Annotated in this window: 16 protein-coding genes; 12 read left to right on the forward strand and 4 right to left on the reverse strand. The window is 65.6% G+C overall.

What is annotated here, in order from left to right; all coding sequences use genetic code 11:
* Positions 1–9: 9 nt before the first annotated feature.
* From KF715_19760 to KF715_19805, 10 genes are all read left to right on the forward strand, one after another.
* The gene (locus tag KF715_19760; protein MBX3738939.1) at positions 10–1,374 is read left to right on the forward strand and encodes a secretin N-terminal domain-containing protein; all 1,365 of its coding nucleotides are present in this window, start codon (positions 10–12) and stop codon (positions 1,372–1,374) included.
* The gene (locus KF715_19765; protein ID MBX3738940.1) at positions 1,374–2,546 is read left to right on the forward strand and encodes a type II/IV secretion system protein; all 1,173 of its coding nucleotides are present in this window, start codon (positions 1,374–1,376) and stop codon (positions 2,544–2,546) included. The genes KF715_19760 and KF715_19765 overlap by 1 nt, the downstream gene beginning before the upstream one ends.
* Before the next feature lie 33 nt (positions 2,547–2,579).
* Positions 2,580–3,329: a prepilin-type N-terminal cleavage/methylation domain-containing protein gene (locus KF715_19770; GenBank protein ID MBX3738941.1), complete on the forward strand. Its 750-nt coding sequence runs from the start codon at positions 2,580–2,582 to the stop codon at positions 3,327–3,329.
* Entirely contained in the window at positions 3,307–4,542 is a 1,236-nt protein-coding gene (locus KF715_19775) for a hypothetical protein (protein MBX3738942.1), read from the forward strand. Before KF715_19770 ends, KF715_19775 begins: the two co-directional genes overlap by 23 nt.
* Positions 4,539–5,102: a hypothetical protein gene (locus KF715_19780; protein MBX3738943.1), complete on the forward strand. Its 564-nt coding sequence runs from the start codon at positions 4,539–4,541 to the stop codon at positions 5,100–5,102. Before KF715_19775 ends, KF715_19780 begins: the two co-directional genes overlap by 4 nt.
* Positions 5,099–5,329 (forward strand): hypothetical protein, encoded by a 231-nt coding sequence (locus KF715_19785; GenBank protein MBX3738944.1) that lies wholly within the window; start codon positions 5,099–5,101, stop codon positions 5,327–5,329. The genes KF715_19780 and KF715_19785 overlap by 4 nt, the downstream gene beginning before the upstream one ends.
* A 73-nt stretch (positions 5,330–5,402) precedes the next feature.
* Positions 5,403–5,813 (forward strand): hypothetical protein, encoded by a 411-nt coding sequence (locus tag KF715_19790; GenBank protein ID MBX3738945.1) that lies wholly within the window; start codon positions 5,403–5,405, stop codon positions 5,811–5,813.
* A gap of 202 nt (positions 5,814–6,015) precedes the next feature.
* Positions 6,016–6,510: a TIR domain-containing protein gene (locus KF715_19795; GenBank protein MBX3738946.1), complete on the forward strand. Its 495-nt coding sequence runs from the start codon at positions 6,016–6,018 to the stop codon at positions 6,508–6,510.
* Between the two features lie 6 nt (positions 6,511–6,516).
* Positions 6,517–7,098: a toll/interleukin-1 receptor domain-containing protein gene (locus tag KF715_19800; GenBank protein ID MBX3738947.1), complete on the forward strand. Its 582-nt coding sequence runs from the start codon at positions 6,517–6,519 to the stop codon at positions 7,096–7,098.
* Positions 7,099–7,100: 2 nt separating this feature from the next.
* A complete protein-coding gene (locus tag KF715_19805; protein ID MBX3738948.1) occupies positions 7,101–7,604 on the forward strand; it encodes a TIR domain-containing protein in 504 nt (167 codons plus the stop codon).
* Positions 7,605–7,622: 18 nt separating this feature from the next.
* On the opposite strand, the gene KF715_19810 is transcribed toward KF715_19805, so the two are convergent.
* From KF715_19810 to KF715_19825, 4 genes are all read right to left on the reverse strand, one after another.
* On the reverse strand, positions 7,623–9,059 hold the full coding sequence (locus tag KF715_19810) for a hypothetical protein (GenBank protein MBX3738949.1): 1,437 nt from the start codon (positions 9,057–9,059) through the stop codon (positions 7,623–7,625).
* Complete coding sequence (locus tag KF715_19815; protein ID MBX3738950.1) at positions 9,056–9,781, reverse strand: hypothetical protein; 726 nt, start codon at positions 9,779–9,781, stop codon at positions 9,056–9,058. The genes KF715_19810 and KF715_19815 overlap by 4 nt, the downstream gene beginning before the upstream one ends.
* The gene (locus KF715_19820) at positions 9,778–10,992 is read right to left on the reverse strand and encodes a toll/interleukin-1 receptor domain-containing protein (protein ID MBX3738951.1); all 1,215 of its coding nucleotides are present in this window, start codon (positions 10,990–10,992) and stop codon (positions 9,778–9,780) included. Before KF715_19820 ends, KF715_19815 begins: the two co-directional genes overlap by 4 nt.
* 71 nt (positions 10,993–11,063) lie before the next feature.
* Complete coding sequence (locus KF715_19825) at positions 11,064–11,369, reverse strand: 4a-hydroxytetrahydrobiopterin dehydratase (protein ID MBX3738952.1); 306 nt, start codon at positions 11,367–11,369, stop codon at positions 11,064–11,066.
* A 400-nt stretch (positions 11,370–11,769) separates the two neighbouring features.
* Here KF715_19825 and KF715_19830 point away from each other — a divergent pair, with 400 nt between their 5' ends.
* Positions 11,770–12,678, forward strand: a complete 909-nt coding sequence (locus KF715_19830; protein MBX3738953.1) for a DNA/RNA non-specific endonuclease — start codon at positions 11,770–11,772, stop codon at positions 12,676–12,678.
* A 30-nt stretch (positions 12,679–12,708) separates the two neighbouring features.
* The gene (locus KF715_19835) at positions 12,709–13,767 is read left to right on the forward strand and encodes a trypsin-like peptidase domain-containing protein (GenBank protein ID MBX3738954.1); all 1,059 of its coding nucleotides are present in this window, start codon (positions 12,709–12,711) and stop codon (positions 13,765–13,767) included.
* The last annotated feature ends 8 nt before the right edge of the window (positions 13,768–13,775 follow it).

The following is a 13,775-nucleotide window of genomic DNA, read 5'->3' on the forward strand; positions in this document are numbered from 1 at the left end:
CCTTTTCCCATGAAATCCCTCCTGTGGTTGGTGTGTGCGGCGAGTGCCGCGGCGGCGGACAACGGCTGGCTCGACCGACCGGTCGAGCAGTTCCGGCTGGAGAGGGCGCCATTGGCGCCCTCGCTGCGAACGCTGGCGCGTTCGTGCGACGTGCCGGTGGTCGTCGATCCGGATGTCATTGGGGAAGTGAGCGTTGATGTCCGGCAAGGCACGCTCCGTCAGGCCCTCATGGCGTTGGTCGTTCCGGCGGGATACTACTTCGAGGAGTCGGAGGGAGGTGTCGTGGTGCGGCGTTTGAAGACGGTCCTCTATGCGATCGACTATCCGCAACTGACCAGGAGCGGCACGGGAAGCGCCTCGATCACGTTGGGTGGAACAGGAGCCACCGCGGTGGCGAACGCACCGGCTCAGGCCGCGCCCGCAAACGGCTCCTCCGACGCCACGCAGGTATCCATCTCGCAGGAGAACCAGAACACCTTCTGGAGCGGACTGGAGGCCGAGTTGCGGGCGATGCTGAAGGACGGCGATGCGCTGGTCCTGAACAAATTCTCGGGGGTGGCGCAGGTCACCGCGCCGGCGGCGAGACAGGAGGTCGTGCGCGCGTTCCTGGAATTGGTGAACCGGCGCATCTGCTCCCAGGTGGAAATCGAGGCGCGTTTGGTGGAGGTGGCGCTGAGCGATGAACGAAAGCTGGGCATCGATTGGGAATTGGCGGGTGCGTCGTTGGGTAAGATCGGTGTACAGGCGAGTGCCCCTTTGGACGTGGCGGGTGTGGGCGGTTCGGTGTTCGGGGCCGCCACGTTTGCCGCGAAAATCGGCCTGCAGCAGACCACCGCGGTCATTCAGGCGCTCCGACAACAGGGAGAGGTCACGACGGTGGCGCAGCCAAGGCTGAGAACGCTCAACAACCAAACCGCGATGATCAAGGTCGGCGAGGACCGACCGTTCTTCCGGCTGCAGCAGTCCACGACTTTTCAGCAGAGCGGAAGTTCGAACCAGACGCAGGAGCAGTTTTCGGTGTCGACGATCACGATCGGCACGATTCTCGCGGTGACGCCGCAAATCGACGCCGCGGGTGTGATCACGCTGGATGTGTTGCCGGCGATCACGCGGCTGCAGGCGATCGTGACGAGTCCGGATGGCAGACAGACCGCACCGGTCACGGAGGTGAAGCAGGCTTCGACCATCGTTCGTTTGCGGGACGGAGAAACGGCCGTCATCGGCGGACTGATCTCGGAAGAGAAGGGAATTACTGAGCGGAGCGTGCCGGGCTTGGGCGCGGCGCCATTGATCGGAAAAGCTTTCCGCAGCCGGGGAAGCCTCAGGCGCCGCACGGAACTGGTCATCTTCCTCACGCCGCGGCTCGTGCGCTGATGCAACGTCCCCTTTCCAGTCCGCGAGTCGCGCCGACCGTGACGGCCGCCCAACAATGGGAGCGCGTGCTCCGTGCGGCCGCGGCCGACGGCGCCAGCGATATCCACTGCGAGCCGAAGGAGGACGGCGTGCTGATCCGCTTTCGCGTGGACGGCGAGACGCGCGATCATGCGTCGCTGGGATTGGCGGAGCGCGATGCGTTCCTGGCGCGAGGAAAGATCTTCGCGGGCATGGACATCACCGAGAAGCGGTTGCCGCAGGATGGACGGGCCGCGTTCGAAGCGGAAGGACGGCGGCTGCACATCCGTGCGAGCACACTGCCAACCGTGCATGGCGAAAGTCTCGTGTTCCGCTTGCTCGACCAGACGATGCCCAACCAGTCGCTCGAGCAATTGGGGCTCACGCCGGAGGAGGCAGACGCAGTGCGCGAGGCGCTGCGCGGCCCGGCGGGACTGCATTACATCACCGGGCCGACCGGATCGGGAAAATCGACCACGCTGCATGCGACGTTGCGGGTGTTCGATGCCGGGAAGCGGGTCCTGCATGCGTTGGAAGACCCCGTCGAATACGAGGTGCGGGCTATTCGGCAGACGGAAATCCGAGAGCGGATCGGACTGACCTTCGCTTCGGCGCTGCGCGCGCTTTTGCGGCAGAACCCGGATGTCATCTTGGTCGGAGAGACGCGGGACGCGGAGACGGCGCAGCTGGCGATCCGCGCGGCGCTGACGGGGCACACCGTGCTCTCGACGCTGCACACGAACGATGCGCTGTCGGCTATTCCGCGGCTGCGCGACTTGGGCATCGAAAGTTTCCTGCTGGCGGCCTCGCTGCGGCTGGTGGCGGCTCAGCGATTGGTAAGAATGCTGTGCCCGGCGTGCCGGAGCCGACATCCCGACAACGCACGGCTCCGCGAACGACACCAAGCGAAGGACGGCAACTTCATGCGCGCGGTGGGATGCCCGGCCTGCCGACAGCGCGGGTACCGCGGCCGCGTCGCGATCCATGAGGTGATTCCGATGGGGCGATTCCTGTCGCTGATCGCGGCCGATGCGCCCGCGGAGGAACTCGCGGCACTGCGAGATCGGCTGGCCATCCCCACCCTGCGCTCGCGCGGCGTGGCGGCGGCCGCGACGGGGCTGACGACACTCGAGGAGATCGAGCGCGTACTTTGATTTCGGGCCCTGAGGCCCCCAACCAAAACCAACATGAAGAATAGAAAACTCAGTTCAACGTCCGGATATTCCCTCCTCGAGATCGTGATGGTCCTCGCGATCGTCTCCGTGCTCGTCGGCTTGCTGTTGCCGAAAGGCTTCGACGCCCTCCGCAATGCGCGGGTGCAACAGGTCGAGAAGACCGTGGATACGCTCAAGACGGCGATCACGGACTTCATTAATCTGCCGGGAGGTAACGGTAGCCTGCCACGCACTGAGGGAATCGGCGTCCCTTGCAGCGGCGCCGCACTGTCCGGCGCGACCGATACCGTGAAGGGCAACGCCGCACGCTTGGACACCGTGCTGCTTGCAGCGGGAAAGCTGGAGCGACCGCTGGCCCTGCGAATGGGCAGTCAGACGTATACATCAGCGGGTACCGGCAACGAGATCGGATGGAATCAGACGACGCAGGCGTTCGCGATGACTCCCGATGCCGTGCCGGCGCGCGATTGGTCGGGCGTGACCCGAATCGAGGCGAGGACCGGCAACCCGGCGCTCGCGCCGTCGGCGGCTCAAGGTGCGAACTTCCGGTTGGATGGAGTCACCAACCGCAGCGCCACGGCTATCGTGGCGTATCTGGTGATCCCGAACGCACCCGCGCGCGATGCGTATGAATTGGCGCTGTCGATGAATGCACCGCAGCTCGCGCCGGTGGAAGGCGCTGCGTGCGACACCGGCGTCGTTGCCTACGCGGCCCCCACCAACGGAACCACCACGATCTATGTCTATCTCGCCGAAATCTGAACTGACTGTGTTGCTTTGGGGCGATCGCTGGTGGCTTCCGGGCCAGAAGGTTCCGGTGCCCTTCGGCGAAATCACCGAGGCGGCGGACCGGTTGGCGGAAGCCTGGCCGGAGCCGGTGCGAAGCTTGCGCGTCGTGTACCAGCCGGACGATTTCGCGACGGTGCCGGTGGAGTGCCCGAATGGCAATCGGGCCACGCTCGCGCTCGTGCTCGCCGAGGAGCACCCGGCCCTCGCGCATCCTGGCCATGTCTGGGCACACGAGCCGATCCTCGCGAACGGGGAACGCTTCAGCACGCTGCTGCATTACGAGACGCGACCGTTTCTTTTCGCGCTCGTGCACCGACTGCGGGAGCTCGGCTTCGCCGTGAACGCGGTGTTCCCGATGGCCACGTGGCTCAACGCGCTGCCGCCGGAACTCACCGAGACCGGGGCGCTGACGGTGTGCGCGCTGAGTCCCGAGAGGTTCTGCCTGTATCGGCATTCCTCAGATGGCGTGCGGGCTTTCCGCGCGGGACATGGCGGAGACGTTCTGACCGCGGTCGCGCGCCACCTCGCCGGGGTTCCGGCTCAATCGAACACCGAGTTCGTGCTGTATGTGACCACGGACGAAAAGCTGGTTGATCAACTAGCGCAGCGGGTGCCAATCGATGAACGGCACATCGTCGGGGTGTATTCATTGGGGCACGCATTGGGTCGGCAGACGGTCATCGCGACCCGACACTGTGCGCAGCTGTTGCCACCGGTGCCGTTCGTCACGCCGCCCCAGATCGTGACGTTGCTGTCGCTGGCCCTGTTGCTGAGTGCCTTAACGGTCGGAGCGACACCGGCTTTGGCTTGGTGGGCGGACCAGCGTGATAAGGCCGAGGCTGAGCGGGAATACACTCGGCTGCGAACGGAGCTGGAGCCGTTGCGTCGCAATGAACAGGCGCTGGCGGAAATCCGACGGCAACGTGCGGAGTTGGAGGGAAGCCCTCTCCCTATCGTGGAGTTGATCGACGCGCTTGCGCGGAGCGTGCCGCCCTGCGTGGTGCTCACCCGCCTGGACATCCATCGACAAGGCTTCGAATGCGAAGGCGGTGTCCTCGTTCCGCTGACGGAAGCGCAGTGGACCGCGTGGATCGACGGGCTCCGGCGCAGCCGGTTGTGGCTGCTGTCGGAGCTGCCGGCGGGAACGCCCGAGCGGACTTTCACCCTTAAAGGACGCTGGCCGTGAGCGAACCGATTGATCGCCGTCATTGGCTCCTGCTGCTGGTTGCCGTGGTAATGTTCGCGTGTGTGTTGTTCGCCCGGCGCCGGATGGCGCCGGGCGCCGCGGCGCGGGAGCAAGTATCCTCGCTGAGGGCCGAGATCGAGCGCTTGCGCGATTGCGACGAACTGCGAGTGCGCACGGAAACCGAAGCGCTGGCGCACCTGCGGTCCACATCCGCCGCATCTCCGCATCCCTCGGGGTGGCGCCCCCTTGATCACGATCGCTCGCGGTGGTCGACCGACGCCATCGCGAACTGGTCGGAACTCCTCGCGGCACTTCATGCCATCGAGCAGGTGCCGCTTCGACAGCTGCAGATCCGCACCACCGGTTCCCTCACCCGAAGAGAAATCTCGAGCGTCGAGGCCGTGCTGTTGCGACCGGCAGCGACTCCGCCCCGCCGCGAGGCCGGCGGGGCCGCGTCGGCCGCGCACATCGAAACGAAACGGACGGAGGCCGCCGGCGCGTCGCTCGCGACGCGCGCCGGCCCCCGTTCTCCCCGCTCCGAATCACCCAACCAACCATGATCACACTGAATGTCACCGTCCCCGAACCCGTCGCCGCCGAGTATTATCAGGCGGCGGAGGAATTGAACCAACGCTTCGGTTCCACCGATCCGAAGATCGATGCCAAGACGCTCATGGCGTTCGCACTGTCGCGCAACGACGCCGCCGCGGTGTGCGCCCAGTTCGATCTGGCGCTGCGCTTGGTCCGCACGCCGGACGACAAGCCGTTCAATCCGGCGCTGAACTGACTTGGGCGAAAGCCCGCGGTGCCAGCCGCCGGTCCGCACCTCCCAAGTGACCGGCCACAACCCCATACCAAACATGCCAATCAAGACCAAACCCGGCGACAACGCCCCCGACGGCGAATCGCCGCTCCAGTTCCGGAACAACCCGGAGATCCAGAAACGACTCGATGCGTTCAAGGAAGCTAACCGCCACGATGTGGAATATTACTCCCGGGTCGTGAAAGAGGCGCCCGCGCGGGCAGTGGATATGCTCCTCTACAAGGATATGCAGCGCCACGAGTCGGAAATGAGACTGGTGGAGAAGCAACTCCCGCAGGCAAAGGAGTTCTACGACCAGCAACCGGCGGCGGTGAAGAAGCGCATCGATGAACGGTTGGAAAACGTCCAGCCCTATTACAAGGACAAGGCCTTCGTCGGCGAGGTGCTGCGGGAAATGAACCGGAAGAACCGGCAAATACTCACCACACCGAAGGTGACGGCCGGTTGAATCCCCGTGCGCGCCTCCCGCCCGCAGCGGGAGGCGCTTCGGCTCGTCGCGCCGGAGGATGAGTCGTTCGATTCAGGCGATACAAAAAGCCGCGCGATTCCGCTCAATTTTCGCTCGCCGGGGCGTCTCGTTCGGAATTCAACTGCGTCGGGCCAACACCGTGCTTCGCACGGCTTGGCCTATTTTTTATCCCATCTTCGCCATGGCACGACGCGTGTTCTTCAGCTTCCACTACGAGCGCGATATCTTTCGCGTGAGCCAGGTCCGCATGAGCGGCGTGACGAAGGGCGGTTACGAGGAATCCGGATTCATCGACCATCCCGATTGGGAAAAGATCGAGCGCGCGGGACACGCGGCGATCAAGCGCTGGATCGATACCCAGATGCAGGGAGCCTCGGTCCTTGCGGTGCTGATCGGCGCCGAGACCGCGGGGCGCCCTTGGGTGAACTACGAGATCGAGCGCGCACGGGCGTTGAGCCTCGGACTTTTGGGGGTGCGGATCCACAACTGCAGGGATCCTCGGACGGGGAACACCGACTACGCGGGGGCGAATCCGTTCGATGGCTTCCGCATTGGCGAAGGCCTCTGGGCACGGCCGCTGAGCACCATCGTCCCGATCTACGATTGGGTGAACGACAGGGGCTACGCCAACTTCGGATCGTGGGTCGAGGCCGCAGCGAAGGCGGCGGGACGCTGAAGACCCATGGCACTTTTCACGGCATCGGCGCTGCGGGCCCGGGCGTCCTTGGAGGGGTACTTCACCGAGGAGGGGCGGAGGGAGCACGCCAAGCGGGTGCTCCTGAACGAGGTTCGCGCGGCGGCCTCGCGGACAAGCACGTACGACATCTTTCTTTCGCATGCGTCGGAGGATGCGATTCTCATCAAGGCCCTGCGCGACGAACTGGTGGACGCCGGCTTCACCGTTTATGTGGACTGGATCGACGATCCCCAGCTGGATCGCAGCCGGGTCACGACGGAGACGGCCGCGGTGCTGAGGCAGAGGATGCGCCAATGCCGCTGCCTGCTGTTCGCGACGTCCCAGGCAGCGAGGCAATCCGTGTGGATGCCCTGGGAGCTCGGTTACATGGACGCGCTGACGACGGCCCGCGTGGCGATCGTGCCGATCGTGCCGGAGCATGAAGCCGATCGGGATTTCCGGGGCCAGGAATACCTGGGGCTCTACCCGTACATCGACAAGACCGGCGCCGCGCTGTACGTGCATCGCGACCGAAGCCGATATGTCCGGTTCGCCGACTGGCTGAACCAGAGACTGGATCCGCGCTGACGATGGGCCGCAGAGTGTTCTTCAGTTTCCACTATCAGGCGGACAGCTGGCGGGTCGCCCAAGTGCGGAACTCGTGGCTGACGAAGGGCACGGCCAGCCAGTTCCTCGACGCGGCGGAATGGGAGAAGGTGGCGCGCAACGGCGAGAAGGAAATCAAGCGTTGGATAGACCGGCAGCTCAACGGCACGAGCGTCACGGTCGTGCTGGTCGGCGCCCAAACGGCGGAGCGCCGCTACGTGCGCTACGAGATCGAGCAGAGCTTGGCGAACGGCAAGGGCCTCCTCGTGATCTATATCCACGGCATCAAGGACAGCGAGGGTCGGACGACCGTGCAGGGCCGCAATCCGCTGGACGATTTCCAAGTGCCTGAAACCTCGTTCCTGAAATTCCTGTTCCCCACCTGCGCGGCCTCGTCGGTGTTCAAGGATTATTACTGGCACGACGACAACGGGCGCGAGCGGCTCAACGATTGGATCGAGGAGGCGGCGCGGCTCGCGGGACGGTGAAGACCGGACGGGGCGGCCTCACTTCAGCTGGTCGAACATCCGGTCCTGGCTGGCCAACGCCGCGGCGTCGTGCTGCACGGCCCGCGCCTCGGCGAACCGGCCCGTGGCGGCCAAACCATGCGCCAGCTTGCGCTTCGCGCGGGCACGGAAGCCGGCGCCGCCGTGTTGGTCGAGCAACGCGGAACCGGACCGGAGCAGGGCCAGCCCCTCGCCGACATTGCCGGTGAAGAGGCAGCAGTAGCCCAACTCGGACATCGACTCCCCCACCTTGGCGGGCTCCTCCCCCCGCAAGCGCCAGCGCAAAGCCTGGCGATAGGCGGTCGCCGCACGCCAAGGGTGGCCGAGTCGGAGCAGGATGCTGCCGCGCAGCGCCATCGCGTTCGCGTCGGCCCTGAGCCCTCGCGCCCGGTCCGGATGCTCGAGGTGTCCGAGGGCCTCGTGGAGCAAAGCTCGCCCTTCGCGCCACGGGGCGAGCTTGGCGATAGAATAGGTGGCGCTGGCGAGGGCCGTGGAGGGATGAGCGAACATGTCCCTTCCGGAGGGACTGATTTCGCGCAGGCGATGCCGCACCTGTACCATCGTGCCGAGCGCCGCGCGACCCCCGAGGTAAAGATGCCCGTGGAGACCGTACCACGCGGCGGCAGAACCCCACAAGCCGAGCACGCTGTCCCACTGCCGCAGCAGCCGTTCATCGCGGCTCGCGGCGAACGGACGCGCCATCAGCTCCCGCACCGCGAGCCAGAGTCGCGCGAGCTTGCGCTCCTGGTCGGAGATTTCACGCACCTTCACGAGCAGGGTGTCCACCAGATCCAGGTCAGGTCCGGACGCGCGAGACTCGAATTGGTGATCTAGGAAGCACAGCTCTCCGCCGCGCCCGCGCGTCACATAGAACTGCCGGATCAGACGCGCGAGGACATTCCTCCGGCCGCCGGGATCATCAGCAGCGGGTCCGGCGAAAACGAGCAGCTCACCCAAGGCGGCCACAATGTCGGCGTCGCTCATCGGCTGGCGCCATCCGGTGGCCGGCAAACTCCATGCGAGGATCTGCAGCAAGGCCCGCATCCGCGGCCCCGGGCTGAATCCCTCCCTCGTGAAAACGTGGATCGGTTTCCCGGAAAGGGCCGCCGCGAACAGCTCGATCTCGAAGTACGAGGCGCTGCTTGGATGCTCCCCCAGCGGGATCGGGGTCCCGTGCCTTTCCCCGCCGAGAATCACCACATAGTGGCGCGAGGCACGGACGCGGTCGATCAGGACATCTGCGATCTCCAGCTTGTCGACGCAGCCGCCGAGATCCGGACGGCAGCGTTCGCTCACCCAGACGTATCTTCCATGCTCCTGCCCCAGATCGAAAATGGCCGACCGCAGGCGTTCGTGCCCGGCGGTGAGTGAGCTGAGGAATGCGAAAGGCGCGGACTCCGACCCGATCATGGGATCAAGCCGCATGCTGGGGCTCATTTCGCGCCGGCCTGCGCGGCGAGCCTGGCGCCCGAGCGGACGAGGTGATCGAAAATGAGGCCGACGCATGCGGACACATCCGTGCTTTCCAGCAGCGCGGCGTTCTGCTCATCCGTGAGCCCGTTGCGGAGAGAACGGGGATCGAGCTTGAATTTCTCGGCGGCCGACGCCGCCTCCCCCCCGAACCCACCGACGATGAAGCAGGCCAGACCGCGGCGCCGGGCCAGATCGATCTCCTCGGCGACGCCGGGCGCAAAGCCGGAACCCAAGTGGCGCATGCCGCCCACCGCGACGAGCATGTTCATCTCGGTGACCAGGACGTGACGCAGGGCGGTGAGACTCGCATTGCGCACCTCCGGATCGGTCGCCTCGCCCGCACCGACCTGCGGCACGAGAAGGAAGCGCGACTCGCGCTGGAAGCGCTCCCGCTCGAACGCGGACTGGTGCTTCGCCCACAGCTCGGACATCACGATGGTCACACCCGGGGCTCCTCCCGCCCGCCCCTGCAACTCGGCCTGCCGCAGGACCACCGGCGTGAATGTCGGATGCGCGCCATGCACGATTTTGCCGCCGTATTTGAGCACGAGCCCGGACAACACGGAGACGAACTCGAGGATGTCCCGGTCCTGCGTCGCTGTGGTCCAGTATTTCCTCTCGGGCACCGCGCCGGAGAATCCGAGCGAGATGCCGTGCAGCGGAGCCGCCTCTTCAAGCGTGTTCATGGGCGTTGGACGAAGTTGCTCTTCAGCACACTCAGCACCTCGGAGTGGTGCAGCAAGACCACCTGCGTTGCATCCGCAAGGCCAGCCTGGATTTCAATCTGACGCAGCTGCGCGGGCGGGATGACCACACCATCGTAGACATACAGCGCATAGTTCGGGGATGGATCCAGGACCCGGAGATGCTCGACGAACGTCCTCAAGGCGGGGTCATAGACGCCGTCGAAATGCGAGCAGTGCGAGAACACGCGATGCAGCAGGCGACCGTTCGTCCGCTTGATCGCCTCGTAAAGGAACCGGTCCTTCTCGGTCCACTCGTAGTTGTCGGCGAGGAACGAGGACTTCACCCGGTGGGGCAGATCGAGCCGACGGCGATAGATGTCGCTGAGGAACTGCTCCATCTCTCCCAGCACCGTCGCGACGAAGCTGTCTTCCAGTCGAGCGGGCATGTCCCGCCCGGGCAACTCCAGCACCGCGCCGCGCTGCAGCGTCTCCAGACCGCGAAAACGGGAGCAGAGGACGCGTTCGCCCGGTTGCCGGAACAGCACGGGCAGCACCGGGATCAGATTCCCGTTGGCGCGCGTGACCTCCAGACTGATCCATTCCGATTCCCACGCGCGCGGCGTGTCGAGGAGGAGCACCAGATCCGCGGTGATCAGGTGCGCCTCGATCTGCGCCTGCACCTTCTCGCCGGGCGCGATGGAAGTCTGGCCGTCAACGGGATCCTTCGACTCGTCCCGCCATACGTTGTAGCCCTCACGCCGCAGCACTTCCTCGAACTGCACGGCCACCGCGGCGCCATCGACTGTCCGGTACGAGATGAAGATCCTGTGGTCGCGCTTGCGCAGGGCCAGCCCGAGGCGGGCCCCGATGCGCAGGCAACCGCGGGCAAAACCATCGTCCTCCCACGGCAGTGCCTTGATCGCATCGAGAGGGACCGGCGGACGCCCGGCGCGCGTGACCGCGACCGGCAGAACGAAAGGGCTCGGCGCGCGACGAAGCGCCGTGCTCACGAAGGCTATCGCCGCGGCCGACAGCGGTGCGGCGTCGAAAGGCACCACGAGGACGTCATCCCAAGCTGGCAAGCCGGGCCACGCCGGCGGAGCAGCGGGATCTTGCAGCGCGATTTCCACTCCGGGAAATCGGTTTTCCAACGCCGACTTGATTGCCGCGTTGTGAGGATCGAAGCGAGCCTCCCTCAGGATTATGATCATGTTGGCTGGCCCGAGATGAAGTTCAGCGATGCGGTCGGCGTAGACAATCGCAATCCGGACGCGGACGATGGCTATTTTCCACCCGCCGTGAAAAGGCGATCGAGGCTCTGCGCCAGTGAAACGTCCCTATGCGTCACCCGGCAGCCGGCGTCGTGGGTCGTGAGCCGGATCTGGAGTTTCCGGCGGACCGCGGTCCACTCCGGGCGGTGATCGGCCGCGTCGGCGATCAGCGAGGCGCGGGTGACGAACGCGATGAAGTCGCGAAAATCGGGAAACTCGTGCTCGCGGATGAGCGCCCCGTCCACATGGCTCCAGTCCGGCAGACCAGCCAGCGCCGTGATCAGTTCCAGCGGGGTGAGCGGGGGCGGCTTGCTCATTCTCCGGGGCTCCCCCGCGCCAAGCCGTACATCATCCAAATGACGGCGCCAACGGCGCCGAAAATGAGCGCACAAAGAAGGATGCCCTCGAAGAATCGCCAGGCGATGACGAGGCGCTCGCGGAGAGGGAGCGGCGGGATGAGATCGGGCATCGGATACACAACGTGGCGGCGTATGGAAACCCACCCGGATATGACGCGGCCCGAAGGAGACCTTCGGGGCGACGGGAAACGAACATCCGGGGTTCCCCGCGAGCTTCGCTTGGCTCCGGTTTTGAGTTGCCGCCGAAACCGCAACCTGTGGAATTTCTGGGCCGCCCCAGGGCCATGGGACGGCGCCCCAAAAACAGCAGCGCTCATCCTCCGGCGTCCGCATGCACGCGCCGCGCCGGCAACACACCATGATCCGACTCCACCAAATGGCCCGCCTTGGCGCCTCGGCCCCCCTCTCTACGCTGGAATCACTCGAGGCGCGGAGGGAGCATGACGCCGGGCATTTCGAGGGCAGAAATGGATACGACAGCTCCTTCCTCGATTCATTTCCGATCGCCCTGCCCGGCTCCGCGAACGAGAGCGACTGGGTCGCGGGGCGCGATGGCAAGCCGGCTGTCCTCGACTACCGGAACTTCTCCCTCGTGATGTCCCGCTCAAGAAGACTGGCCGTGTTCACGGCCTGCAACATCGACGGCCATGGGTCCGAGAAGAACAAGATCAAACGCGGGCGCGATGCCTGGTACTACGACCTCCGCATCGATCGGAAGCACCAGATCGGCGAGGAGCTGTACGAGGGCAACGATCTCGACCGCGGGCACCTGGTCCGGAGGGAGGATCCGGTCTGGGGCGAGCACGCCGCCGAGGCGAACGACGACACCTTCCACTTCACCAACTGCTCCCCGCAGTACAACCTCGTCAACCAGCAGATCTGGCTCGGCCTCGAGAACTACATCCTGAGGAACGCGCGCCTGCACCGGCTCCAGGCGACCGTCTTCACCGGCCCCGTGTTCCGCGACACGGATCCGGTGTATCGCGGCGTGATGATCCCGCGGGAGTTCTGGAAGGTCGTGGCGATAGTCACGGACGGGCGTCCGTCGGCCACCGCCTATCTCGTCAGCCAGGAGAAGTACCTCGACGCCTTGGAATTCGCGTTCGGCCGGTACAAGACATTCCAGGTCGGGATCCGCGAAATCGAGCGGCTGACCGGCCTGCGGTTCGATCAGCTGGCGGAACACGACGGCTTCTCCGGCGAGGAGGCGGCCACCGGCGCACCGGTGCGGACGGAGCTGACCTCGTTCGAGGCGATCCGCGTGTGAGGCGACCCGCCGGCGATCCACCGATTCCCCATGGCAAGACTGAACCTTAACGGCGCCCAACGACTGAAGCTGCGGCAGGCCTTGGAGACGGCCTTCACCCAGCAGGACCTAGAGCTCATGCTCGTCGAGCTGTTGGACCGCCGTCTCGCCAACTTGGTGGGCCTGCCCAACCGTTACGACTTGATCGTGGCGGGCGTCATTGACGCCGCGGAGCGTCAGGGTTGGACGACCGGGCTCATCCTCGGCGCAGTCGCCTCGCGAACCAACGACCCTGACCTCGCGCGGCTCGCCCGCGAGTGGGGGCTGTCCAGCGCTCCGGCCGGGCTCGCCGCGTCGGACGGCGCGCCGCTGGAGCGCATCATCTCGCAGGCGAATTGTTTCCAGGATGTGGACACTTTCATCGCCAAACTGACGGGGCTGGAGGCGCTGATGTGCCGGGTGGAGATCCGGGGGCAAGGTGTGGGAACCGGATTCCTCGTCGGACCCGACCGAATGCTCACCAACTACCATGTCGTCGAGCCATTGCTGAAAGGGGAGATCGCGGCCGGGGATGTCGTCTGTCGCTTCGACTACCGAGCTTTCGCCGGCCAGTTGGACGTGAGGAAGGGGCGTGAAGTCAGCCTGGCATCCTCGCACGCGATCTCGTCCAGTCCGTATGCGGCCGGCGACATCGACCCGGACAAACCGGCGGCGACGGACTCCGAGCTGGATTACGCTATCATGACCCTGACCGAACCCGTCGGGCGCGAGCGCCCAGGCGGTGTGTCGTTCGGCGCAGCCCGGGGCCACGTCGATCTTAATGCCGCCCGCCCGGTAGCGCCAGGCGAGTACCTTTACGTGCTCCAGCATCCCACCGCGCAACCGCTCAAGCTCGCCGTGGGACAGGTGGTGGATTCGCCGGTCGCGACCCGCGTGCGGCACACCGCGAACACCGAGCCGGGTTCATCCGGTTCGATCTGTTGCAACGGAGCACTGGACCCGGTCGCGCTCCACCACGCCGGAAATCCGGAATTCACGCGCGAGGGTGTGGCACGCTACAACCAAGCGATCCCCTTGGAACTCATCGCGAGACATCTCCGCACCAAGTGAGCATGGAT

Origin of the sequence: Candidatus Didemnitutus sp., from assembly GCA_019634575.1 — a bacterium.
In the GTDB taxonomy this organism is placed as follows: domain Bacteria; phylum Verrucomicrobiota; class Verrucomicrobiia; order Opitutales; family Opitutaceae; genus Didemnitutus.